Source organism: Nocardiopsis sp. L17-MgMaSL7, from assembly GCF_003182025.1.
In the GTDB taxonomy this organism is placed as follows: Bacteria; Actinomycetota; Actinomycetes; order Streptosporangiales; family Streptosporangiaceae; genus Nocardiopsis; species Nocardiopsis prasina.
The window spans coordinates 594,110-615,587 of record NZ_QGTF01000002.1 but is presented as its reverse complement, the minus strand read 5'-3'; the positions used below and the strand labels follow the sequence as shown (position 1 = coordinate 615,587).

The window sequence follows — 21,478 nt, the reverse complement described above, 5'->3', positions numbered from 1 at the left end:
GATCTGGCACAACTGGATGATCGGTGCCCCGGTCAAGCGGTCGTTGATCGCTTACGACCACTGACCAGGGCACATTTTCCCATCAACGATCTAGGAGACGGCCTCGCCGATGCGCGGTGCCAGGTGCTCCAGCGCGTAGGGAACGGACAGCACGGAGTTGTAGGTGACCGCGCCGCGCTCGTCCAGAGAGGTGGTGACGACGGCGTCCTCGCGCACCACGTCGAGCGACTCGAACACGCTGGCGCCCTCGGTGATGTCGAAGTCCGCGTCGTCGCTCATCACCAGCAGCAGGTCGCCGTCGAGCAGGTCGACCCGTTCGGTGGACAGCTCCACGAAGAAGTCGTCCCCGCTGTCCCGCTCGCTGATCGGCTCGGGGATGGTGAACCCGAGCGACATGAGGAACCGGCCGCGGGCGTCACCGGGCAGATAGACACCGTACTTGCCGTCGTAGGGCAGGACGGCGGTCCCGTCGAGGCCCTCGAACCCGGGGTACTCGGCGCGCGCCTGCTCGAAGAGCTCGTCAGTGGCGGCGTTGAGGGCGGCGCCCTCCTCGGGGCGCCCGAGGGCGGTGGCGATGATCTGCGTGGCCTCGTCCCGGGGCACGGTGTAGGCGGCCACGCCCTCCGGCCGGGCGACCACGGGTGCGATCTGGGACAGGGTCTCGTAGGTGGCCTCGTCGAACCCCGCGGAGACGCCGACGATGAGGTCGGGGGCGAGGTTGGCGATCTGCTCGACGTTGGGCTCGGAGTCGGAGTCGATCCGGGTCAGCTCCGCGTCGCCGACCAGTTCGTCGGTCCACGGGCCGAGACCGGACTCGTAGAACGAGTAGCCGGTGTTGCCGACGGGCACGAGGTCCAGGGCCAGGACCGCGTCGGCGTCCGTGACACCCAGGGTGACCACCCGGGCGGGTTCCTCCTCGATGGTGGTGCTGCCGAACTCGTGCTCCACGGTCACGGGGAACGCGCCCTCGGCGGACAGGGAAGCGGCCCCGTTCTCGGAGGGGTCGTCAGCGGTCCCGCACGCGGTGAGGGGAACGAGAAGGACCAGGGCACACGCGAGTGCACGCGGGGCGAGACCGGGGGACATGGGACTCCGTTCAGCAAGGGTGCGGCGGGGGCTACTTTATCCCTGCTGGTCACGTGTGTAGGGGGTCGGGGTGGTTGACAGGGCGGCCCCCGGTGCCTCACCCTCGCTCCTATGGGAACCCCCTTGCAGAGCCGCCCGACCGCCCGCCGGTCCGCGCGGGCCCGCCGCGGAACGCCGGGCCTGATCCTGCGCCGTGGCCGCCTGGGTTCCCCTCCCCGCCGTTGACCCTCCGGGCCGCTGGCCCGTGACGTCCGGTGCGTCGATCCCCCTCCCTCCGGGTAGGGGTTGACCAGCGCTTTCCGTGATCACCCACCATGCTCCACAGCCGACGATCCGCTTTGTCGTTATTTCCGACCAGAAAGGCAGGAAAAATGACCCTGACCGCCGACTCCACCGCCACCCGGACCCTCCGGGAGAGCTCCGCAGTGGACACCGCCCTCGTCGAGGGCCCCCGCACGCTGAGCCGCCTCCCCGAGGGCGCCGTCTCCCGCCCCTACGAACTGTTCGAGGTCCGGCCGCTCGGGGCGCTCATCGGAGCGGAGATCCACGGGATCGACCTCCGGGACGAGATCGGTGAGGAGCTGCGCGACGAGCTCAACCGCGCGCTCCTGGAGTTCAAGGTGATCTTCTTCCGCGACCAGCCCATCGACTCCGCCCGCCAACAGGAGATCGCCCGCCTGTGGGGGGAGCTGGAGACCAACCCGTTCATCGAGCAGGGCGACGACGCGCACATCGCCCGGTTCGCCAAGGGCGAGGCCCCGCCCAGCTACGAGAACGTCTGGCACACCGACGTCACCTGGCGCGAGGCGCCCGCCCTCGGCGCCATCCTGCGCCTGGTGGAGGTCCCGCCGGTCGGCGGCGACACCATGTGGGCGGACATGGCCGCCGCATACGACAACCTGCCCCAGGAGGTCAAGGAGCGCATCGAGGGGCGCACCGCGGTGCACGACGTGATCCCCGGCTTCGTCCGGTTCCTGGACGAGGACCGCCTGCTGGAGTGGCAGGACCGCTTCCCGCCCGTCGAGCACCCCGTGGTCCGCGTGCACCCCGAGACCGGGCGACGCACCCTCTTCGTCAACGTCTCCTTCACCACCCGGATCGTCGGAATGGAGAAGGCGGAGAGCGACGAGCTGCTGCGCTACCTCTTCCAGCAGGCGCACACTCCCGAGTTCCAGGTGCGCTTCCGGTGGGAGCGCGACTCGGTCGCCTTCTGGGACAACCGCGCCACCCAGCACTACGCGGTGAACGACTACCACCCGCACCCGCGCGTGGCCGAGCGCGTCGCGATCGTGGGCGACCGCCCCTTCTGATCCCGCACGGCCTCCTGACCCAGCACGGGCCCCGGATGACCCGGGGCCCGTCGCCGTCCCTCGGGCGGGAGCTCACCGGGAGCCCCCGACGCGGCCCCCGTCCCCATGGTGCGGCGCTCCGCCCTCCTCCCCGCTCGGCCCGTCCACGGTGCCGCGAACGGGGCGCAGGGTGAGGGTGACGCCGAGGGCGGCCAGCGCCACGGCCCCGACCAGCGCGTAGACGGGGAGGTACCCGCCGAGCGACGAGGCGGTCAGGACGGCCCCGGCGACGGCGATCAGAGCGGAGGCCACGACGGACTCCGCGATCTGGAGGGCCGACCCGTTGCGGCCCTGGAGCTTCACCGGGGAGAGGGTCATCACCGTCGAACTGACGCGCGGCATGGCGATCCCCATGCCGACCCCCATCACGACGCAGCAGGCGGCGGCCGCCGCGACGGGCAGCAGCCCGCCCACCACCAGGGCCCGCCCCCAGCGGGCCGCACACCACGAGCGCGGCCGCGAGGTACAGCGGTTCGGGGCGGTGCGGGTCCCCCGCGGACCGTCCCTGCCACCAGGCGCCGCCCGCCCAACCCAGCGCCCCCACCGCCACCACGAGACCGGAGACGGCGGGCGCGTAGCCGAGTTCGTACTGGAGGTAGGGCGGCAGATAGATGTCGGTGGCCGACACCGCCCCACCCATCAGGGCACGGAGCAGCACCAGCCGGGGGATCCCGGCCCGGGCGCGCAGGGTGCCCGGTGGCAGGAGCCGCACGGCCGCCGCCGCCAGAACGGCGGTACTGGCCACCGTCCCCGCCACCAGGGCGGACACGGCCTGCTGGCCCGACAGGTGCAGCCCCAGCAGTGCGGCCGCCGCGACCCCCGCCCAGACCAGGCGCGGGTCGAACGGCGAACCACCGCCGTGCCCCTTCCCGGCCCGGCGCGCCACCCCCACCAGCATCACCAGTGACACCGCTGACCCGACCAGGACCAGCGCGAACACCACCCGCCAGTGCACCGCCTGTACCAGGAGCCCGGAGACCAGCGGCCCCACGACCGACGGCAGCAACCACGCCAGGGTCAGCGATCCGAACATGCGCGGCCGCAGTTCCTCGCGCACGGACCGCGCGATGACCACGTACAGGACCACGGAGTCGATCCCGCCGCCGATCCCCTGGAGCAGTCGTCCGGCCACGAAGACCCCCATCGTGGGCGCGGCCACGCACAGCGCGAGCCCCAGGAGGAACGCCGCGCCGCCGAACACCAGCGGCTGCAGTGGTCCGCTCCGGTCCGCCCACGTACCTCCGAGGGTCATGCCCACGAGCCCGGTGATCATCGTCGCCGCGAAGGCCAGCGAGTACCACCGCTCGGCGCCCAGGTCACGGGCGACCACGGGCAGGGCGGTGGTGACGGCGAAGACCTCGAAGGCGACGAAGGTCATCAGCCCGAACACCCCGACCACCAGGAGCCGGGAACCGGGGGCCCAGAGCCGGTCGGGTGCGGCGGGGGCACGAGCCGAGGGCACCCGGCCTGGTCCGGAGGTCACGGGGTCCCGCCCCCGCTCCCGACGAGTAGAGCGACCTTGCCCCGACCGTGGCCGGTTTCCACGTCCAGGTGGGCGCGCCACGCCTCGTCCAGCGGCAGGGCCCGCCGGACCGTCACGGTCAGTTCCCCGCTCGCGCACAGGTCGAGCAGCTCGCGCAGCCGAGCCGCCGACCGGTCACTGGTGATCCACCGGCAGCCCAGTGCTCCGGCCAGACCGGCGTCGACGATCGTGCCGATTCGGCTCCGGTCCCCGACCAGTTCCACCGAGGTCAGCAGGTTGTCGTGCCCGGCCGCGTCGAGGGCCGCGTCCACCCCCCGGGGTGCGGCCGCGCGGACACGCCCGAGCTGTCCCGCACCGTACTCCACGGGCACCGCGCCCAGGGAGCGCACGTACTCGTGGTTGGCCGCGCTCGCCGTGCCCACCACCCGGGCTCCGCGAGCCACGGCCAACTGCACCGCCACCGTGCCCACTCCGCCCGCCGCGCCGTGCACCAGCAGGGTCTGGCCCCCGCGCACGTCCAGCCGCTCCAGGGCGGTGTGCGCGGTCTGCCCCGACGCGGACAGGGTCCCGGCGGTCAGCCACGACACCCCCGGCGGCACGTGCGCGACCTGATCGGCGGGCACGTTCACGTACTCGGCGTAGCAGCCGAGCACCCGGAACCCGGCCACCCCGTCACCCACGGAGAACCCCCGTGCGCCGGGGCCGACGGCGCTCACGGTCCCGGCGAACTCGTTGCCGAGGACCTGCGGGAAATCGATGCTCGCGCCCGGTGGGGTCCAGCCGCCCCGGATCGCGGCGTCCGTCAGCTGGACACCCGCGACCCTCACCCGGACCACCACCTCACCCGGGCCCGCCACGGGCCGTGGAACCTCCCGCACGGTCAGGTTCTCGGCGGGCCCGAAGGAGTCGATGGCGGCCGCCCGCATCGCGGCGCTCATCGCACGGCCTCCGCGCCGTTCAGGAGGTCCACCAGTTCGTCGATGCTCCGGGCCCCGCTCAGCAAGCGCTCCTCGTACAGGAAGGCCGGGACCGCGCCGACCCCCAGTGCCACGGCGGCCCCGTGGTCGTCCTCGACCTCGTCCGCGTACCGGTCGGAGCCCAGCAGGGAGTCCACCTCCGAACCGTCGAGCCCGAGCTCGGTCCCGATCCCGCGCAGCGTCGCGGGGTCCGCCAGGTCCTCGTGGCGTTCCAGGTGCCCGGAGAAGGCGCGGTCCCACGCGCGGTCCGGGGTGATCCCCCGAGCGACCGCGAGCTTGACCAGCCGGTGGGCGGGCCGGGAGTCGATGCTCAGAACCCCGTCCATGTCGATGGCCAGCCCGTCGGCGCGGCCCGCGTCGGCCACCCGGAGCCGGGTGGCCTCCCACTGCTCGGCGCTCACACCCCACGAGTTCAGCGCCGCCGCGCGCACCGTTCGGTCCCGGGACTGAGGCCCCTCCGGCTCCAGCAGGAAACTCCGGTGCACCACTGTCACCTCACGTTCCACCCGTTCCAGCGCGGCGGCCAGCCGTCGCCGCCCCATCCAGCACCAGGGGCACCTGATGTCGCCCCACACCGTGATCGCGGACATGTGCACGCTCCGATTTCCTCGCCCGAGTCGGTCGCGTAGAGTCCACTTCATCAAGTTCACTTGATGTCAACCCGCCTGGTGGAGGAGCCCGATGCCGAAGCTGGACCCCAAGGTCACCTGGTTGAAGCCCGGGCAGGTGGCCAGCAGGGCGGGGGTGGCGGTGTCCGCCCTGCACTACTACGAGAGCCTCGGCCTGATCAGCAGTCGCCGGACCGCGGGCAACCGGCGCGAGTACCGCAGGGACACCCTCCGGACCATCGCGTTCATCCGCACGGCCCAGCGCCTCGGCCTGTCCCTGGAACGGATCAAGGAGGCCATCGACCAGCTTCCGGAGGACGGTCTGCCGACCAAGCGCGACTGGGCGCGGATCTCACGTCAGTGGCACGACGACCTGACCCGGCGGATCGAGGAGCTGACCGCCCTGCGGGACCGGTTCTCCAACTGCATCGGATGCGGATGCCTGTCCCTGGTGGCCTGTCCCTACTCCAACCCGGAGGACGTCCTGGGACTGGAGGGCCCTGGGCCCCGGCGCTTCCCCTGACCACCTCCAGCGACCCGTCCTGGGGTCGGGCTCGGAGCGGCGGTTGACCTCAACTCCGGTTGGGGTCCTAGCGTTGCGCCCGTCACCAACCTGACGGAAGGGCCCCGCCATGCGACGCACCACGATCAATCCCTGGACCTACCCGGAGGGCATGGACCAGGGGGTCCTCATCGAGGGACACCAGCGCCTGCTCTTCGTCAGCGGACAGTGCTCCGTCTCCGCCACGGGGGAGTCGTTGCACCCCGGCGACATGTCCGCCCAGACGGCGACGGCCCTCGACAACGTCGCGACGGTGCTGCGCGGGGCGGGGATGAGCCTGGCCGACGTGGTCCGTATGAACACCTACGTCACCGACATCGACGCCTTCTTCGCCGAGGCGGGAGAGATGATGGCGGAGCGCCTCGGTGTCTTCGACGTCCGACCGCCCGGGGTCTGCGCCGAGGTCACCCGCCTGGGTCGCCCCGAACTCCTCGTGGAGCTGGAGGCCTTCGCCGCCAGCTGACCGGTCGAACGCGGAAGGCCCCCGTGAAAAGGCGTTGTGGCTTCCGAGGGCCTCGGACACACTGACTCGGACATCGGGCACTCACGCCCGCACCCCCCACTACAGGGAGCGACATGTCCACCCTCCGGGTCACCGCCGAGCGGCTCACGATCCTCCCGCACCCCGACGCCGACGCACTGGAGCTGGCTCGGGTGGGGCTGTTCCACGCGGTCGTCCCCAAGGGTGCCTACCGCACCGGCGACTGGGCGGTCTACGTCCCGGAGAACGCGCTCCTGCCCGAGGAACTCGTCGCCGAGCTGGGGCTGACCGGCAGGCTCGCGGGGGCCGGGAGGAACCGGGTGCGGCCGATCCGGCTGCGGGGCGAGATCTCCCAGGGCATCGTCTGCCGTCCCTCCCTGCTCGCCGACCGCGACCTGCCCGCCGAGCACGAGGCGGGGACCGACTTCGCGGCCGAGCTGGGCGTCACCAAGTGGGTGCCGGAGGTCCCGCTGCACATGAGCGGCGACATGGAGCCCGCTCCCGACCTGCTGCGGTGGATCGAGGTCGAGAACATCAAGCGCCACCCGGACGTGTTCGAACCGGGCGAGCCCGTCGTCGCCACAGAGAAGATCCACGGATCTGCCTGCCTCTACACCCTGGTCGCCGAATCCGGGGAGGAGTTCGTCTCCTCCAAGGGCCAGGGGGCGAAGAGCCTGGCGCTGGTGCGCTCGGAGGCCAACCTCTACTGGAGGGCCGTGATCACGCACGAGGTGGGCAAGGCCGCCCGCGCCCTCGCGGAGCGCTTGGGAGCCACCCGGGTGGGCGTGTTCGGAGAGGTGTTCGGCGCGGGTGTGCAGGACCTCGCCTACGGCGAGACCGGTCGCGGTGAGCGACCCGGCTACGCGGTGTTCGACGTCCGGCTGGACGTGGACGGCGTCCGTCGGTGGATCGACGCCGCCGACCTGCCCGCCCTGCTCGCCGAGGTGGACCTGCCCTCGGCGCCGGTGCTGTACGAGGGCCCCTACGACGAGTCCGCGCTGTTCGCCGCCGCCGACGGCGCGGAGACCTGGAGCGGGTCCGACCTCCACCTGCGTGAGGGCCTGGTCGTGCGGCCCTCGAGGGACCGCTACTCGCGGGTCCTGGGCGGCCGGGCGATCGCCAAGTTCGTCTCCGACGCCTACCTCACCCGTGGGGGCGGCACCGAGTTCGAGTAGCCGTGACCGGGTCAGGCGTCTTCGGGGCCCCGGTCTCCGGAGCGGGGCCCCGGGTTCACCGGTCGTCCCCGCTTATGGCGTGGTGGACGAAGTCGAGCAGGGTCACCAGCTGACTCGTGAGGTCCACGCCCTCGTCCATGACCCACGAGCTGATCAGCCCGTCGGTACTGCGCAGGATGATGTTGGCGGTGCTCCGGGGGTCGAACTCCCGGAACTCGCCCTCGCGCTGTCCCCGCCGGAGGATCCCCGCCAGCTCCTCGACCTCCTCTTCGAGGGGGCCGCTGAAGGGGCTGGTGCCGTCCGGTGAGCGGTGGTTCACGATGATGTCGCTCATGGCGAGGAACCCGGTCCGGTGCGCGGCGTAGTACTCGACCTGGCTGCTGATCCACGCGCTGACCTGGCCGGACGCGGTGGTCTGCGCTCCAACCCCGGCGGTGAGGCGCTCCGTGGCCGCCTCGATGAACCGCTCCGCGACCAGGACCATGAGTTCGTCCTTGCCCTCGAAGTGGTACGAGATCACGCTCTTGCTGATCCCCGCCTGCTCGGCGATCCGCGCCAGGGAGGTGTGGGCGTAACCGAACCGCGCGACGGTCTCGGTGGCCGCCTCCACGACCTGTTCGCGTCGCGCCCGCTCGATGAACGACGCACGCTTCCGCCCGACCGGACCGTTCTCCGTCTGCATGGTCCTATTCTAGGCCGGTCGGCCTGGTCACCGGGGTGTGTCCACGGCTTCTCCGGGGGTGTCCGGCGCGCCGGCGTCCGCCGAGGGGGAGTCGTCCGGGTGGCGGCGCGACAGCAGGTAGCCGAGCCCCAGCACGATGCCCGTACCGATCGCCGTGTACCAGGTGAACCCGATCAGCCCGGGTTGGAAGAGGAACAGCCAGGACATGGTCGCCACCGCCACGGAGAAGGCGAGGATCGCGTCCCTCTGGCGGGCCCGGCGCACCCACAGCCCCAGGAAGAACGCGCCCAGCAGCCCGCCGTAGGTCAGGCTGGCCACGGAGAGCCCCAGTTCGACGACCGGGTTGTCGGTACCGGTGAAGAACGCCGCGACCCCGACGAACACCAGCCCCCAGCCCAGGGTGAACAGCCGGCTCAGCCGCAGCGCCTGGGCGTCGGGCAGCGTGCGTCGGGAGAACTGCTGGTAGAGGTCGGCCATGGTCGAGGAGGACAGCGCCGACAGCGACGAGGAGAGCGTGCTCATCGCCGCCGCCATGATTCCGGCCAGCAGCAGTCCCGCCAACCCGGGTGGCAGTCCCTCGACGATGAACACCGGGAAGAGCTCGTCGGAGGAGTTGAGTCCGAGCCCCGCCACCGACGCGGCCTCGAAGTACGAGTACAGCGCCAGCCCCACGGTGAGAAACAGTGCGAACTGGACGAAGACCACCACCCCGCTGACGATCACCGCCTTCTGCGCGTCCCGCAGGCTTCGGCAGCCGAGCAGCCGCTGCACGATGATCTGGTCGGCGCCGTGCGAGGCCGTGGACAGCAGGGCCCCGCCCACCAGGGCCGTGATCGTGGCGTAGGGCGCCGAGACCGGGTTCGAGGTGAAGTCCAGGAACTGGGTCTTCCCGGCGTCGGCCGCCACCGCGAGGAAGTTCACGTCCAGGCTGGTGGCGATGACGACGAGGGAGACCACGCCGCCCACCACGTACACACCCATCTGGAGCACGTCGACCCAGACCACGGCCCTGATCCCGCCGACGAGGGTGTAGAGGATCGTCACCACGCCCAGGACCGCCACGATCACGAAGTACGAGGTGTCCAGCCCGAGGGAGTCCAGGATGATCTTCATGGGGATGGCCGCCGCGAACAGCCGCACCCCGTCGGCGAGCAGCCGGGTGAACAGGAACGTGACCGCGGCGGTGCCCTGCATGCCCCTCCCGAACCGGAGCCCCAGATAGGCGTAGGCGGTGGTCATCTCGCCCCGGTAGTAGCGGGGGAGCAGGAGGAAGGCGACGACCACCCGCCCGATCAGGTATCCGACCGCCACCTGGAGGAACGTGACGTTGCCGAGGTAGGCCACCCCGGGGACGCTGATCACGGTCAGGGCGCTGGTCTCGGTGGCCACCACCGACAGGCACACCGCCCACCAGGGCAGCTGCCGGTTGCCGATGAAGTAGTCCCTGACGTCGCGCTGGCGCCCGGACAGTCGCAGTCCCAGCCAGGCCGAGGCCAGCAGGTACACCGCGATGACGACGAGGTCGATGGTCTGCACTGCGTCCTCCGGGGGGTCTCCAGCGGGGCTTCGGCCACGGGGGCTCAGCCGCCCGACGCCTCCACGTACAGGCGGCGCGGGGCGGTGGCCGCGGGTTCGGGCAGGCGCAACGGCCGGGTGCCCGGGGTGATCCGCCCGGCCACCGGGGCCCGGAGGGCGCCGGTGCAGTCCGGGACCGATCCGGCCAGTCCGTGCCAGCTCAGGAACCCGATCAGCGCGAACAGGTACGCCTCCTTGGCGTCGCCGTCCAGGCCGACCCGCTCTGAGGAGTCCAGCCGCGCGGGGGACAGGCGCGCGGCCAGCCGCTCCATCAGCACGGGGTTGCGGGTGCCGCCGCCGGAGGCGAGCACCTCGGTCACTCCGAACGGTTCCAGGGCGTCGGCGACCGTGACCGCGGTGAGCTCCACCAGGGTGGCGAGCAGATCGCCGTCGGAGAGGCGGCCCCCGTCCGAGGCGCGGCCGACGTGCCCGAGCGCCGCCTCCAGGTAGCCGGGACCGAACAGCTCCAGCCCGGTGGTCTTGGGCGCGGGCAACCGGTAGTAGGGCTCGGCCAGCAGGCGTTCCAGCAGTTCGGGGTCGGGGCGGCCGGTCCGGGCCAGGGCGCCGTCCGCGTCGAGGTCGGCCCGCCCGTCCGTGACCAGGCGCATGGCGGCGTCGACCAGCGCGTTGGCGGGCCCGGTGTCGAACGCCCGGGGCGGCAGTCCGTCACGGACCACCGTCACGTTGGCGATGCCGCCGAGGTTGAGCGCGGCGGTCGGCTCCGCGCGGCCGCCGAGCAGCAGCAGGTCCAGGGTGCTCGCCAGCGGTGCGCCCTGGCCTCCGGCGGCCACGTCCGCCACCCGCAGGTCCGACACCACGGGCAGCCCGGTGGCCTCGGCGATCCAGGCGGGCTGGCCGAGCTGGAGGGTGCCGAGCACGGAGTTGCCGTCCGCCCAGTGGAAGAGGGTCTGGCCGTGCGAGGCGACCAGGTCGGCGCGGCCGCCCGCGAACTCCTCGATCCCGTTCCGTACCGCCGCCGCGAACTCCTGGCCGATCCGGGTGTCCAGCTGGCAGACGGCCTCCATCGTGGTGGCTGCGGGCGGCAGCGCGCCCCGGACCGCCTCACGGAGGGAGTCGGAGTAGGGGGTGGTGCCGAACCCCAGGGGGGCCAGCCGGACCAGGCGGCCGTCGTCCTCCAGTTCGAGGCGGGCGGCGGCGACGTCGATCCCGTCCGCCGAGGTCCCGGAGGACACACCGATGACGATCATGCGGCTCCTGAGGCAGGGGGCAGGGGTGGGCGGGGAGCCCGTCCGAGGAAGGTACCCCGCGCGCCCCGTCCCGTCACCCGGTCGGGGCCCTCCGTTTCACCCGGACGGAGAACGGCGTCCGGCCCGGCCCCGGTGGCTCACCGGCGCCGGCGGGGGGAGCCGCCTCCGAACCCGGCGAGGTGGAGGGCGAGGAGGAGCAGTCCGGTCAGGGCGAGGGTGTCGGTCGTCACGATCCCCTCGATGTTCAGCCCGAGGATCTCGAAGAGGACGGCGATGCCGAACAGCACCGCGGCGACGGTGGCGAACACCGTGCCTCCAGGGGGTTGGCGGGCACTGACCGGGTGGGGGTGGTACCCGTGAACCGGCGCGTGAACCGGCGAGAACCCGCCCTGATCGCGGGCGTGGTCAGAGCACCAGTTTGCATGTTCATACATTTAGGCGCATACTTTTTGCATGTCCAAGGTGCTCACTTCCCTGCCTGTCGGTGAACGTGTCGGAATCGCCTTCTCCGGAGGCCTCGACACGTCCGTAGCGGTCGCGTGGATGCGCGAGAAGGGCGCTGTCCCCTGCGCCTACACCGCCGACATCGGCCAGTACGACGAACCCGACATCGCCTCGGTGCCGGGTCGTGCCACTGACTACGGCGCGGAGATCGGGCGCCTGGTCGACTGCCGCGAGGCCCTCGTGGAGGAGGGGCTCGCCGCCCTCGCCTGCGGTGCCTTCCACATCCGCTCCGCCGGTCGCGTCTACTTCAACACCACCCCCATCGGCCGCGCCGTCACCGGCACCCTCCTGGTCCGCGCCATGCTCGAGGACGGCGTCCAGATCTGGGGCGACGGCTCGACCTACAAGGGCAACGACATCGAGCGGTTCTACCGCTACGGTCTGCTCGCCAACCCCTCCCTGCGGATCTACAAGCCGTGGCTCGACGCCGACTTCGTCACCGAGCTCGGCGGCCGCAAGGAGATGTCCGAGTGGTTGCAGGAGCGGGACCTGCCCTACCGCGACAGCACCGAGAAGGCCTACTCCACCGACGCCAACATCTGGGGCGCCACCCACGAGGCCAAGGCCCTGGAGCACCTCGACACCGGCATCGAGATCGTCGACCCCATCATGGGTGTCCGGTTCTGGGACCCCGAGGTCGAGGTCCCCACCGAGGACGTGACGATCGGCTTCGAGAAGGGCCGCCCCGTCACCATCAACGGCCGGACCTTCGCCAACTCCGTCGAGCTGGTCCTGGAGGCCAACGCCATCGGCGGCCGCCACGGCATGGGGATGTCCGACCAGATCGAGAACCGGGTGATCGAGGCCAAGAGCCGGGGCATCTACGAGGCCCCGGGCATGGCGCTGCTGTTCGCCGCCTACGAGCGGCTGGTCAACGCCATCCACAACGAGGACACCCTCGCCACCTACCACAACGAGGGCCGTCGCCTCGGCCGCCTCATGTACGAGGGCCGCTGGCTGGAGCCCCAGGCCCTCATGCAGCGTGAGGCCCTCCAGCGCTGGGTGGGCACCGCCGTCACCGGCGAGGTCACCCTGCGCCTGCGTCGCGGTGACGACTACTCGATCATGGACACCACCGGCGCGGCGTTCAGCTACCACCCGGACAAGCTGTCCATGGAGCGCACCGAGGACTCCGCGTTCGGTCCCAGCGACCGCATCGGCCAGCTGACCATGCGCAACCTGGACATCGCCGACTCCCGCGCCAAGCTGGAGGAGTACGCGGCCCTGGGCATGGTCGGCGACAGCTCGCACCCGACCTCGATCGGTGCCGCGCAGGCGGCCTCCACCGGTCTGATCGGCGCGATGCCCGAGGGCGGCGCCGAGACCATCGCCTCCCGTGGCCAGGGCTCCGAGGACGACCTGCTCGACTACGCGGCCATGGAGGCCGGTACCGACTAGGCGTCCTTCCGGATCGTTCCGCGCTCGCGCGTCGCCCTCCAAGCGACGTCGAGACCGCACCGCCGCGCCCCGTCCGGACCTCCGGGCGGGGCGCGCCTGTGCTCGGGGCCAGCCCGCAGTGGCACCGGACCAGCGGATCTGGCGGGGGAGCACGTCGTCGCTTAGCCTGTGCCCCCCAGTCCCCAGCGGAAGGAGGGTTCGCGTGGAGCGTCGTCCCATGGACATCGAGGCCTACACCGAGCGCACCCGGAACGGCCCGTGCTTCGTCTGCTCCATCGTGTCCGGCGCACCGGGCTTCGAACACGAGGTGCTCTTCGAGGACGACGACCACATCGCCTTCTTCGGCCGCCACCCCACGCTGCCCGGCCACACCCTGGTGGCCCCGAAGGCGCACGTGGAACACGTCGTGCGGGACCTCGACGAGGCCGCCTACACCCGCACCATGCTGGTGGTGCGGGAGGTGACGCTCGCCGTCGAGGACGTGTTCGAGTCCGAGCGCACCTACCTGCTCTCCCTCGGCAGCCAGCAGGGCAACCGCCACCTCCACTGGCACATCGCCGCCCTGCCGCCCGGCGTCCCGTACGAGGAACAGCAGTACCACGCCCTCATGACGGAGAACGGCGTCCTGGTCATCGATCCCGTCGAGTACGCGGCGAGGGCCGAGCGGGTCCGCACCGCCCTCCGGGCCCGGGGCCGACTGAGCTCCTGACCGTCCCGAGCTGGCCCCTCTCCGCCGGAGAGGGGCCCTTTCGTCGTGTCACCCGCCAGCTACAGCGGATCAACTCCATCATTTGACTAATTCCAGAAAAGACGGCAGACTCCGGACCATGCCCACCTCTCCGGATTTCGAGCGAATGCTGCGCGAGTCCGCTCTGAGGGTGACGAGCCCGCGGTTAGCTGTCCTCTCCGTCGTGCACGAGCACCCACACGCGGACACGGAGTCGATCATCGACCACGTGCGTGCGGAACTCGGCGCGGTGTCCGTCCAGGCCGTCTACGACGTGCTCAAGGCACTGACCGGCGCTGGCCTGGTGAGACGTATCCAGCCACAGGGCTCCGTGGCCCGCTACGAGACGCGGGTGGGGGACAACCACCACCACGTCGTGTGCAGGTCCTGCGGCGCCATCGCGGACGTGGACTGTGCGGTCGGCCACGCGCCGTGCCTGACCGCGTCCGCTGACCACGGCTTCTCGATCGACGAGGCCGAGGTCGTCTACTGGGGCCAGTGCGCCGAGTGCTACGGCGCGCGGAGCTCCTGATCCACATTTCACCTCTTCCCGTAAGGAAGTCGATGTCTGAAAACAACGAGGTCGTTGCCCCCACCCCGCCGCAGACCGGTGGATGCCCCGTCGCGCACGGTGACGGGCTCACGCACCCCACCCAGGGTGACGGCAACCGTGAGTGGTGGCCCAACCAGCTCAACCTGAGGATCCTCGCCAAGAACACCCCGGTGTCGAACCCGCTCGGTGAGGGCTTCGACTACGCGAAGGCCTTCGAGGCCCTCGACCTGGACGCCGTGAAGGCCGACATCGCGGCCCTGCTCACGGACTCGCAGGACTGGTGGCCCGCCGACTTCGGTCACTACGGCCCGCTCATGATCCGCATGGCCTGGCACAGCGCCGGCACCTACCGTTCGCACGACGGCCGCGGCGGCGGCAGCGCCGGTCAGCAGCGCTTCGCCCCCCTCAACAGCTGGCCCGACAACGGCAACCTGGACAAGGCCCGCCGTCTGCTCTGGCCCGTGAAGAAGAAGTACGGCCAGAACATCTCCTGGGCCGACCTCTTCATCCTCACCGGCAACGTCGCGCTGGAGTCCATGGGCTTCAAGACCTTCGGCTTCGCCGGTGGCCGCGAGGACGTGTGGGAGCCGGAGGCCGACGTCTACTGGGGCCCCGAGACCACCTGGCTCGACGACCAGCGCTACTCCGGCGACCGCGACCTGGAGAAGCCCCTCGCCGCCGTGCAGATGGGCCTCATCTACGTCAACCCCGAGGGTCCCAACGGCAACCCGGACCCGCTGGCCGCCGCCCGCGACATCCGTGAGACCTTCGGCCGCATGGGCATGAACGACGAGGAGACCGTCGCCCTCATCGCCGGTGGCCACACCTTCGGCAAGACGCACGGCGCCGCCCCGGACAGCAACCTGGAGGCCGAGCCCGAGCGCGCCGGCCTGGAGATGCAGGGTCTGGGCTGGAAGAACAACCACGGCACCGGCAAGGGCGCCGACTCCATCACCTCGGGCCTGGAGGTCACCTGGACCACCACCCCCGCGCAGTGGAGCGAGGGCTTCTTCAAGAACCTCTTCGAGTTCGAGTACGAGCTCACCCAGAGCCCGGCCGGCGCCAACCAGTGGATCGCCAAGGACGCCGAGGAGATCATCCCCGACGCTCACATCCCCGGCAAGAAGCACAAGCCGACCATGCTCACCACCGACCTGTCGCTGCGCGTCGACCCGGTCTACGAGCAGATCTCGCGTCGCTTCTACGAGGACCACGAGGCCTTCAAGGACGCCTTCGCCCGCGCCTGGTTCAAGCTGACCCACCGCGACATGGGCCCCAAGGCCCGCTACCTCGGCTCCGAGGTCCCCTCCGAGGACCTCGTCTGGCAGGACCCGCTGCCCGCCCAGGAGGGCGAGGTCATCGGTGACGCGGAGATCGCCGCCCTGAAGGCGAGGATCGCGGAGTCCGGCCTGTCCGTCGCCGACCTGGTGTCCACCGCGTGGGCCTCCGCCTCGACCTACCGCGACAGCGACAAGCGCGGCGGCGCCAACGGTGCCCGCATCCGCCTCGAGCCGCAGATCGACTGGGAGGTCAACAACCCGGCCGAGCTGCGCCGGGTGCTCGCCGAGCTCCAGGGCATCGTCGACGAGTTCAACGCCTCCTCCACCAAGAAGGTGTCCGTCGCCGACGTGATCGTCCTCGCCGGTGGTGTGGGTGTCGAGCAGGCCGCCAAGGCCGCTGGTCAGGACGTCACCGTCCCGTTCACCCCGGGCCGCGTGGACGCCACCGACGAGCACACCGACGCGGAGTCCTTCTCCTACCTGGAGCCGGTCGCCGACGGTTTCCGCAACTACTACGGCAAGGGCAACCGCCTTCCCGCCGAGTACCTGCTGCTGGACCGCGCCAACCTGATCGGCCTCAGCGCGCCGGAGACCACCGTCCTGGTGGGTGGCCTGCGCGTGCTCGGCAGCAACTTCGACAACTCGGACCTGGGGGTCTTCACGGACCACCCGGGCGCGCTGACGAACGACTTCTTCGTCAACCTGCTCGACCTCAACACCAACTGGTTCGCGACCGGTGACGACTCCGCCACCTCGGAGACCTTCGTCGCCAAGGACGCCTCCGGTGCGGTGAAGTGGACCGGCAGCCGCGTGGACCTGGTGTTCGGCTCCAACTCCGAGCTGCGCGCCGTGGCCGAGGTGTACGCCTCGGACGACGCCAAGGAGAAGTTCGTCCAGGACTTCGTCGCCGCGTGGAACAAGGTCATGAACGCCGACCGGTTCGACCTGGTCTAGTTCGCCCCCTGGCGCGTCCCGAGGGGTGGTCCCGGGCTCCCGGAGCCTCCGCGGACCCACCCCTCGGACACCGCCTCGCTACCGGCCCGACCCTCACCGGTCGGGCCGGTTTCGTGTGTGCGGCCCCCTCACGGGCCACCTCACGCACTCCACGCGCTCCGGCCCGGTGAGCCGCTCCCGTAACCGCTCGGCGGCCTCGCCGCTCAGGTTGACCAGGTACGCCACTCGCGCGAGGTCCAGCATCGCCGCGTCGGAGGGGCTGTCCCCGTAGGCGGCCGAGATCTCTCCCCCCCGCACCCCGGCCTCGGCGACCATCCGCGCCTTGCTCGAACCGTGGCAGTGGCGCTCCGCGACCAGGCCGCCCCAACGCCGCCGCAGCGTGGAGGAGACCACGCGGACACGTCCTCGGGACGCAAGGGGGTGCATGGGGCCGTTTCGGGGGGTTCGGGGTTCGCCCGGGAGCCTACCGGACGGCCCTCACAGGGGCCGACGCCCCGAGGCCTCCTGGGTCAGAGCCAGTCGTGCTCCCGCGCGTACCGCGCCGCCTCGTGCCGGGTCCGCGTCTGCGTCTTGCCCATCGCGTTCGAGAGGTAGTTGCGCACCGTGCCCTCCGCCAGGTGCAGCCGGGCGGCGATGTCGGCGGCCGAGTAACCGTCGCTGGTGGCCCGCAGCACGTCGATCTCCCGTTCGGTGAGCGGGCAGTCGTCGATCACGGCGAGCGCGGACACGTCCGGGTCCACCCACCGTTTGCCCTCGTGCAGGGCGCCGATCACCGACGTGATGTGGGCGGGTTCGGCCGACTTGCTCACGAACCCCTGAACACCCAGCTTGAGCGCCCGGCGCAGCACGCCCGGGCGGGCGTGCCGGGTCAGCATCAGGATCACCTGCTCCGGCAGCTCCCGGCGGATACGCGCCACGGCCCCGAGCCCGTCCACCCCGGGCATCTCCAGGTCGATGACGAGTACGTCGGGGCGGTGCTCCAGGGTCGCCGCCACCGCCGACTCCCCGTCATGGGCCTCGGCGAGCACGGTGATCTCGCCCTCCAGGGGCAGGAGCGCGCCCAACGCCTTGCGCAGCAGGGCCTCGTCGTCGGCGAGTACCACGTTGATCATCGGTCGTCCCTCCGCCCGGAGAACGCGGCGGCGGTCGTGAACCGCCCGTCCCGCTGCTCCACTGTCAGTGTGCCCCCGTCGCGCTCCACCCGGTCGCGCAGGGCCGCCAGCCCTCCGAGCTCGGGAGTCGCCTCCCCGTGCACCCCGTCGTTCACGATGCTGATGCCGGACCCGGTGAGCGTGATCCGTACCTGCCGCGCCTCCGCGTGCCGCAGGATGTTGGTGGTCGTCTCCCGCAGGACCTGGCCGAGCATCTCCGCCGCCCTGGTCCCCGGTTCGCCCTCGCCCCGGCGCTCCACGCGCGCCTCGATCCCGGCCGCCTCGAAGAGGTTCTTGGCGTTCTCCAGCTCGGCGGACAGGTTGAGCCGCCGCTGCGCGTGGGCCAGCTCCTTGGTCTCGGCGATGGTCTCGCCCACCAGGGAGTAGACCTCGTCCAGCTCCCGAACCACCTGGTCGGTGTCGGCGTGCACCAGCTTCCGGGCCAGCGCGACCTTCAGCTTCACCACGTGCAGGGTGTGCCCCTGGATGTCGTGCAGGTCACCGGCGAAGCGCACGCGCTCCCGGGCCACGGCCAGCTCGGCGTCGCGTTCGCGCGCCCTCTCCAGTTCCGTGACCAGCCTCGCCACCAGGTGGTTGAGGAACGCGAAGACCACCCCCACCAGGGCGATACTGGCCGAACCCACGGCGTACTCAAACAGGAGGGCGCCCGTGCCTCCGGGGGCCGCCACCACCTTCAGCGCGATGACGCCGACCACCAGGGCCAGCAGTCCCAGGGCGACCGGGCGCCGGTACCGGCTCGGCAACCGGAACACGACGACCGTGCCCACCACCGAGATACCGAAGGCCGCGGACGCGCTGTCCAGCCACAGGACCCCGACCACCAGCACGACGGCACTGACAGCCAGGCAGGGTGGTGCCACGATCCTGAAGGCCTGCCCGGACCAACTCCGTACGGCTAGCAGGGCCGCCGCGAGCCCCAGGCACAGCACCAGCACCTGGCCGAGGCTCTGGGCGTTGGTCGAGATCAGCAGAGCTCCGACCGCCGAGATCGACCCGAACACGATGCTCAGGTTGACCACGCGCAACTGCCCCTGCGTGGCCTCGGTGGGTTCTGACTCCATGCGGACCCTTCCGGGGAACGACTGCGTGGACCGTCCCAGTATTCTTCCGGCTCCGACACCCCACCAGTGACACCACGTCATGTCCTGAGCCCACGAATGTCACGGCCAGGACGTGACGCGGCCACACTGCCGGGAAACCGGGCGCGCGGCTGGAATGGAGGCATGACCCCAACAGACGCGACACCAGTCATCGACGTCGAGCACCTGAACGTCCGGTACGGCGACTTCCACGCCGTCCGTGACCTGTCCTTCCAGGTGGGACGGGGCGAGTTCTACGCCCTCCTCGGCACGAACGGCGCGGGCAAGACCTCCACCCTGGAGACGGTCGAGGGCCACCGCGCCGCCACCTCGGGCACCGTTCGGGTGTTCGGCCAGGACCCGCGCGACCGCCGGGCGGTACGCCCCCGCACCGGCATCATGCTCCAGGAGAGCGGGTTCTCCCCGGACCTGACCGTGCGGGAGTCGGTCCGGCTCATCGGAAGCCTCTCCGGACGCACCGACCGGGTGGAGCGGCTGCTGGGCGTCGTCGGCCTCACGGACAAGGCCGGAACGCGGGTGTCCCAGCTCTCCGGCGGCGAGAAGCGGCGCCTGGACTTCGCCACCGCCGTCTACGGCACCCCGGAACTGGTCTTCCTGGACGAGCCCACCACCGGGCTGGACATCCAGTCCCGGGACGACCTGTGGGACGCCGTGGACCGGCTCCGCGAGGACGGGTCGACCATCGTCCTGACCACGCACTACCTGGAGGAGGCGCAGCAGCGCGCCGACCGGATCGGGCTCATGCACCAGGGGGTGTTCCACCGGGAGGGGACCGTCTCCGAACTCACCCGCGCCCTGCCCGCCACGGTGCGCTTCACCCTGGCGCCCTCCGCTCCGGAGCCGCCGCTGCCCGCCACGCGCCAGAGCGACGGCGCGCTCCTCGTCGAGACCACCAGCCTCCAGAAGGACCTGCACGTCCTCCTGGACTGGGCACGGGACCACGCGGTGGACCTGGGCGACATCCAGGCCGGGCCCACCCGGCTCGACGACGTCTTCCGCGCCATCGCCGCCGAGTAGGCCGCCCGCATCCGGACCCCGCACGACCTTCCACGCAAAGGAACACACCATGCTCGCCATCGCTCGGAGTGAGCTGATCCAGATCCTCCGGAACCGGCTCGTCCTGGTCACCATGCTCGTGGTGCCCCTCGCTGGCAGCGGCTTCTACATGTACCTGCACGACGCCGCGCCCGACCTGCTGGATCTGGGGGCCGTCGCCTCGGTGCTCATGTTCCTCGTGGTGGTGATGGCCCTCTACACGACCGCCGTGACCACGCTCGCCTCGCGCCGCCAGAACCTCTTCCTCAAGCGGCTGCGCTCGACGGCCGCGGACGACGTCCGCATCCTCACCGGGCTGCTGCTGCCGGTCACCGCCGTGACCCTCGTGCAGGTCGCCGTGGTCCTCACCGTGCTGTCCGTGGTCGCCGCAGCGCCCGCCCAGCCGCTCCTGCTGGTGTCGGCGGTCCTGACCACGGTGGTCATGATGCTCGGCCTCGCCCTGGCCACGGCCGGGGTCACCACCTCACCCGAGCACGCGCAGGTGACCACGCTGCCCGTCATGATCGGTGTGCTCGCCATCTCCGGCTGGGTGGGGTTCACCGGCACCGAGGAACTCACCCTGGTCAAGCGCCTGCTCCCCGGCGGTTCCGCCGCCGAACTGGTGGTCAACGCCTGGAACGGCGGCGTCGCCGTCTCCGAGGCCCTGCTCCTCCTGGCGCCCACCCTGGCGTGGGTCGTCGTGGCCGTCGCCCTCGCCACCCGGGTCTTCCGCTGGGAACCGCGTCGTTGACGGATCAGCACGGGCCGGACGGCCAGGGCGGCACCGGCTCCGCCCCCGTCCGGCCGACGACCCCACCCACCCGAACCCACTTCCACACCGAGGAGTCCACGATGTCCACGGAGCACAGCGTCCGCCTCCAGGACACCACCCCGACCCGCCCGGGTTGGCCCGAGATCGTGCTCGGCCTGCTCGGTGTGATGATCAGCGTCGTCGCCCTCGTGCTCCTCGGCCCGGTCGGGCCACTCGACCTGGACCCGATGGTCTACGGACTCCTCGTCTCCGCGTGGTCCGGAGTCGGCGGCCTCCTGGGATTCGGAGTGGCCTACGCGGTGCGCCTTCGCTCCCTCGCGGCCTTCGGCGTCCGGCGCACCACGTGGCGCTGGATGCTCATCGGCGCCGGGTGGGGTGTGATCGCGCTCGTGCTGAAGGGGTTCGTGATCATGGCCATCACCAGCCTGACCGGGTACGAGAGCAACCCCCAGGGGGTGTACTACGACACGGCGGGCAGCGGCGTGATCGGCCTCGTCCTCACCATCCTCTTCCTGGCCGTGCTCACCCCGATCGGTGAGGAGTTCCTGTTCCGCGGGGTCGTCACGAACGCCCTGCTGCGCTACGGCCCGTGGATCGGTGTCCTCGGAAGCTCGGCGATCTTCGCCGTCTTCCATGGCGTCAACCTCATCCTGCCCGCCGCCTTCGTGGTGGGCGTGATCGCCGCCGAGGTCATGCGCCGCAGCGGTTCGGTCTGGCCCGCCGTGGCCGTCCACTCGGTCAACAACCTGGCCCTGCCCCTGCTGGTACTGTTCGCCGGCGCCAGCCTCCCGTCCTGA

The 21,478-nt window shown here is 71.2% G+C and carries 22 protein-coding genes and 1 pseudogene; 11 read left to right on the top strand and 12 right to left on the bottom strand.

Annotation, left to right across the window (positions count from 1 at the left end):
• Positions 1-90 precede the first annotated feature (90 nt).
• On the bottom strand, positions 91-1,086 hold the full coding sequence (locus BDW27_RS05340; protein WP_110048429.1) for an ABC transporter substrate-binding protein: 996 nt from the start codon (positions 1,084-1,086) through the stop codon (positions 91-93).
• Between the two features lie 371 nt (positions 1,087-1,457).
• Here BDW27_RS05340 and BDW27_RS05335 point away from each other — a divergent pair, with 371 nt between their 5' ends.
• Entirely contained in the window at positions 1,458-2,396 is a 939-nt protein-coding gene (locus BDW27_RS05335) for a TauD/TfdA family dioxygenase (RefSeq protein ID WP_017547018.1), read from the top strand.
• A 72-nt stretch (positions 2,397-2,468) separates the two neighbouring features.
• Here the strand turns inward: BDW27_RS05335 and BDW27_RS27705 are convergent, their stop codons facing one another.
• The 4 genes and pseudogenes from BDW27_RS27705 to BDW27_RS05320 all read right to left on the bottom strand — a co-directional run bounded on the left by BDW27_RS27705 (position 2,469) and on the right by BDW27_RS05320 (position 5,485).
• Positions 2,469-2,852: a hypothetical protein gene (locus BDW27_RS27705; RefSeq protein WP_233515651.1), complete on the bottom strand. Its 384-nt coding sequence runs from the start codon at positions 2,850-2,852 to the stop codon at positions 2,469-2,471.
• 70 nt (positions 2,853-2,922) lie between these two features.
• Positions 2,923-3,813, bottom strand: a pseudogene (locus tag BDW27_RS27700) (MFS transporter); the annotation flags it as partial.
• Positions 3,814-3,914: 101 nt separating this feature from the next.
• Positions 3,915-4,856 (bottom strand): NADP-dependent oxidoreductase, encoded by a 942-nt coding sequence (locus BDW27_RS05325; RefSeq protein ID WP_233515649.1) that lies wholly within the window; start codon positions 4,854-4,856, stop codon positions 3,915-3,917.
• Positions 4,853-5,485, bottom strand: coding sequence for a DsbA family protein (locus tag BDW27_RS05320; RefSeq protein ID WP_110048428.1), 633 nt, complete (start codon positions 5,483-5,485; stop codon positions 4,853-4,855). The genes BDW27_RS05325 and BDW27_RS05320 overlap by 4 nt, the downstream gene beginning before the upstream one ends.
• 91 nt (positions 5,486-5,576) lie before the next feature.
• Between BDW27_RS05320 and soxR the strand changes: the two genes are divergently transcribed.
• From soxR to BDW27_RS05305, 3 genes are all read left to right on the top strand, one after another.
• Complete coding sequence (soxR, locus tag BDW27_RS05315; protein ID WP_017547014.1) at positions 5,577-6,026, top strand: redox-sensitive transcriptional activator SoxR; 450 nt, start codon at positions 5,577-5,579, stop codon at positions 6,024-6,026.
• Positions 6,027-6,135: 109 nt separating this feature from the next.
• Positions 6,136-6,528: a RidA family protein gene (locus BDW27_RS05310; RefSeq protein ID WP_110048427.1), complete on the top strand. Its 393-nt coding sequence runs from the start codon at positions 6,136-6,138 to the stop codon at positions 6,526-6,528.
• Between the two features lie 113 nt (positions 6,529-6,641).
• Entirely contained in the window at positions 6,642-7,721 is a 1,080-nt protein-coding gene (locus tag BDW27_RS05305) for an RNA ligase (ATP) (RefSeq protein ID WP_110048426.1), read from the top strand.
• A 55-nt stretch (positions 7,722-7,776) separates the two neighbouring features.
• Here BDW27_RS05305 and BDW27_RS05300 read toward each other — a convergent pair whose 3' ends face one another.
• The 4 genes from BDW27_RS05300 to BDW27_RS05285 form a co-directional block, all read right to left on the bottom strand.
• On the bottom strand, positions 7,777-8,403 hold the full coding sequence (locus tag BDW27_RS05300; RefSeq protein WP_110048425.1) for a TetR/AcrR family transcriptional regulator: 627 nt from the start codon (positions 8,401-8,403) through the stop codon (positions 7,777-7,779).
• Positions 8,404-8,430: 27 nt separating this feature from the next.
• Positions 8,431-9,939, bottom strand: coding sequence for a sodium:solute symporter (locus BDW27_RS05295; protein WP_110048424.1), 1,509 nt, complete (start codon positions 9,937-9,939; stop codon positions 8,431-8,433).
• A gap of 44 nt (positions 9,940-9,983) precedes the next feature.
• Complete coding sequence (locus BDW27_RS05290; protein WP_110048423.1) at positions 9,984-11,186, bottom strand: anhydro-N-acetylmuramic acid kinase; 1,203 nt, start codon at positions 11,184-11,186, stop codon at positions 9,984-9,986.
• 137 nt (positions 11,187-11,323) lie between these two features.
• On the bottom strand, positions 11,324-11,494 hold the full coding sequence (locus tag BDW27_RS05285; RefSeq protein ID WP_110048422.1) for a hypothetical protein: 171 nt from the start codon (positions 11,492-11,494) through the stop codon (positions 11,324-11,326).
• Between the two features lie 145 nt (positions 11,495-11,639).
• Between BDW27_RS05285 and argG the strand changes: the two genes are divergently transcribed.
• The 4 genes from argG (at position 11,640) to katG (ending at position 16,602) form a co-directional block, all read left to right on the top strand.
• Entirely contained in the window at positions 11,640-13,088 is a 1,449-nt protein-coding gene (gene argG, locus BDW27_RS05280; protein WP_049578610.1) for an argininosuccinate synthase, read from the top strand.
• A gap of 202 nt (positions 13,089-13,290) precedes the next feature.
• Positions 13,291-13,797, top strand: coding sequence for an HIT family protein (locus BDW27_RS05275; RefSeq protein WP_233515648.1), 507 nt, complete (start codon positions 13,291-13,293; stop codon positions 13,795-13,797).
• 118 nt (positions 13,798-13,915) lie between these two features.
• Complete coding sequence (locus BDW27_RS05270; RefSeq protein ID WP_049578606.1) at positions 13,916-14,347, top strand: Fur family transcriptional regulator; 432 nt, start codon at positions 13,916-13,918, stop codon at positions 14,345-14,347.
• Positions 14,348-14,379: 32 nt separating this feature from the next.
• Positions 14,380-16,602 (top strand): catalase/peroxidase HPI, encoded by a 2,223-nt coding sequence (gene katG, locus BDW27_RS05265; RefSeq protein ID WP_110048420.1) that lies wholly within the window; start codon positions 14,380-14,382, stop codon positions 16,600-16,602.
• A gap of 93 nt (positions 16,603-16,695) precedes the next feature.
• Here katG and BDW27_RS05260 read toward each other — a convergent pair whose 3' ends face one another.
• From BDW27_RS05260 to BDW27_RS05250, 3 genes are all read right to left on the bottom strand, one after another.
• The gene (locus BDW27_RS05260) at positions 16,696-16,995 is read right to left on the bottom strand and encodes a hypothetical protein (protein ID WP_199560539.1); all 300 of its coding nucleotides are present in this window, start codon (positions 16,993-16,995) and stop codon (positions 16,696-16,698) included.
• Positions 16,996-17,111: 116 nt separating this feature from the next.
• Positions 17,112-17,714 (bottom strand): DNA-binding response regulator, encoded by a 603-nt coding sequence (locus BDW27_RS05255; protein WP_110048419.1) that lies wholly within the window; start codon positions 17,712-17,714, stop codon positions 17,112-17,114.
• Complete coding sequence (locus BDW27_RS05250) at positions 17,711-18,835, bottom strand: sensor histidine kinase (RefSeq protein ID WP_110048418.1); 1,125 nt, start codon at positions 18,833-18,835, stop codon at positions 17,711-17,713. The genes BDW27_RS05255 and BDW27_RS05250 overlap by 4 nt, the downstream gene beginning before the upstream one ends.
• A 162-nt stretch (positions 18,836-18,997) precedes the next feature.
• Here BDW27_RS05250 and BDW27_RS05245 point away from each other — a divergent pair, with 162 nt between their 5' ends.
• Genes BDW27_RS05245 through BDW27_RS05235 form a run of 3 tightly spaced genes read left to right on the top strand, consistent with a single transcriptional unit; the run spans position 18,998 to position 21,478 of the window.
• Positions 18,998-19,891 (top strand): ABC transporter ATP-binding protein, encoded by an 894-nt coding sequence (locus BDW27_RS05245; protein ID WP_110048417.1) that lies wholly within the window; start codon positions 18,998-19,000, stop codon positions 19,889-19,891.
• A 49-nt stretch (positions 19,892-19,940) separates the two neighbouring features.
• Complete coding sequence (locus tag BDW27_RS05240) at positions 19,941-20,660, top strand: ABC transporter permease (protein ID WP_110048416.1); 720 nt, start codon at positions 19,941-19,943, stop codon at positions 20,658-20,660.
• Positions 20,657-21,478 carry a CPBP family intramembrane glutamic endopeptidase gene (locus BDW27_RS05235; RefSeq protein WP_110048415.1) on the top strand — a complete coding sequence of 274 codons (822 nt, stop codon included), beginning with the start codon at positions 20,657-20,659 and terminating at the stop codon, positions 21,476-21,478. Before BDW27_RS05240 ends, BDW27_RS05235 begins: the two co-directional genes overlap by 4 nt.

Excerpts from the sequence above, each read along its gene's own strand:
- argG (WP_049578610.1), top strand. The coding sequence starts at position 11,640 with ATGTCCAAGGTGCTCACTTCCCTGCCTGTCGGTGAACGTGTCGGAATC.
- soxR (WP_017547014.1), top strand. The coding sequence starts at position 5,577 with ATGCCGAAGCTGGACCCCAAGGTCACCTGGTTGAAGCCCGGGCAGGTG.
- BDW27_RS05270 (WP_049578606.1), top strand. The coding sequence starts at position 13,916 with ATGCCCACCTCTCCGGATTTCGAGCGAATGCTGCGCGAGTCCGCTCTG.
- BDW27_RS05245 (WP_110048417.1), top strand. The coding sequence starts at position 18,998 with ATGACCCCAACAGACGCGACACCAGTCATCGACGTCGAGCACCTGAAC.
- BDW27_RS05255 (WP_110048419.1), bottom strand. The coding sequence starts at position 17,714 with ATGATCAACGTGGTACTCGCCGACGACGAGGCCCTGCTGCGCAAGGCG.
- BDW27_RS05340 (WP_110048429.1), bottom strand. The coding sequence starts at position 1,086 with ATGTCCCCCGGTCTCGCCCCGCGTGCACTCGCGTGTGCCCTGGTCCTT.
- BDW27_RS05250 (WP_110048418.1), bottom strand. The coding sequence starts at position 18,835 with ATGGAGTCAGAACCCACCGAGGCCACGCAGGGGCAGTTGCGCGTGGTC.
- BDW27_RS05290 (WP_110048423.1), bottom strand. The coding sequence starts at position 11,186 with ATGATCGTCATCGGTGTGTCCTCCGGGACCTCGGCGGACGGGATCGAC.
- BDW27_RS05300 (WP_110048425.1), bottom strand. The coding sequence starts at position 8,403 with ATGCAGACGGAGAACGGTCCGGTCGGGCGGAAGCGTGCGTCGTTCATC.
- BDW27_RS05305 (WP_110048426.1), top strand. The coding sequence starts at position 6,642 with ATGTCCACCCTCCGGGTCACCGCCGAGCGGCTCACGATCCTCCCGCAC.
- BDW27_RS05310 (WP_110048427.1), top strand. The coding sequence starts at position 6,136 with ATGCGACGCACCACGATCAATCCCTGGACCTACCCGGAGGGCATGGAC.
- BDW27_RS05335 (WP_017547018.1), top strand. The coding sequence starts at position 1,458 with ATGACCCTGACCGCCGACTCCACCGCCACCCGGACCCTCCGGGAGAGC.
- BDW27_RS05240 (WP_110048416.1), top strand. The coding sequence starts at position 19,941 with ATGCTCGCCATCGCTCGGAGTGAGCTGATCCAGATCCTCCGGAACCGG.
- BDW27_RS05325 (WP_233515649.1), bottom strand. The coding sequence starts at position 4,856 with ATGAGCGCCGCGATGCGGGCGGCCGCCATCGACTCCTTCGGGCCCGCC.
- katG (WP_110048420.1), top strand. The coding sequence starts at position 14,380 with ATGTCTGAAAACAACGAGGTCGTTGCCCCCACCCCGCCGCAGACCGGT.
- BDW27_RS05320 (WP_110048428.1), bottom strand. The coding sequence starts at position 5,485 with ATGTCCGCGATCACGGTGTGGGGCGACATCAGGTGCCCCTGGTGCTGG.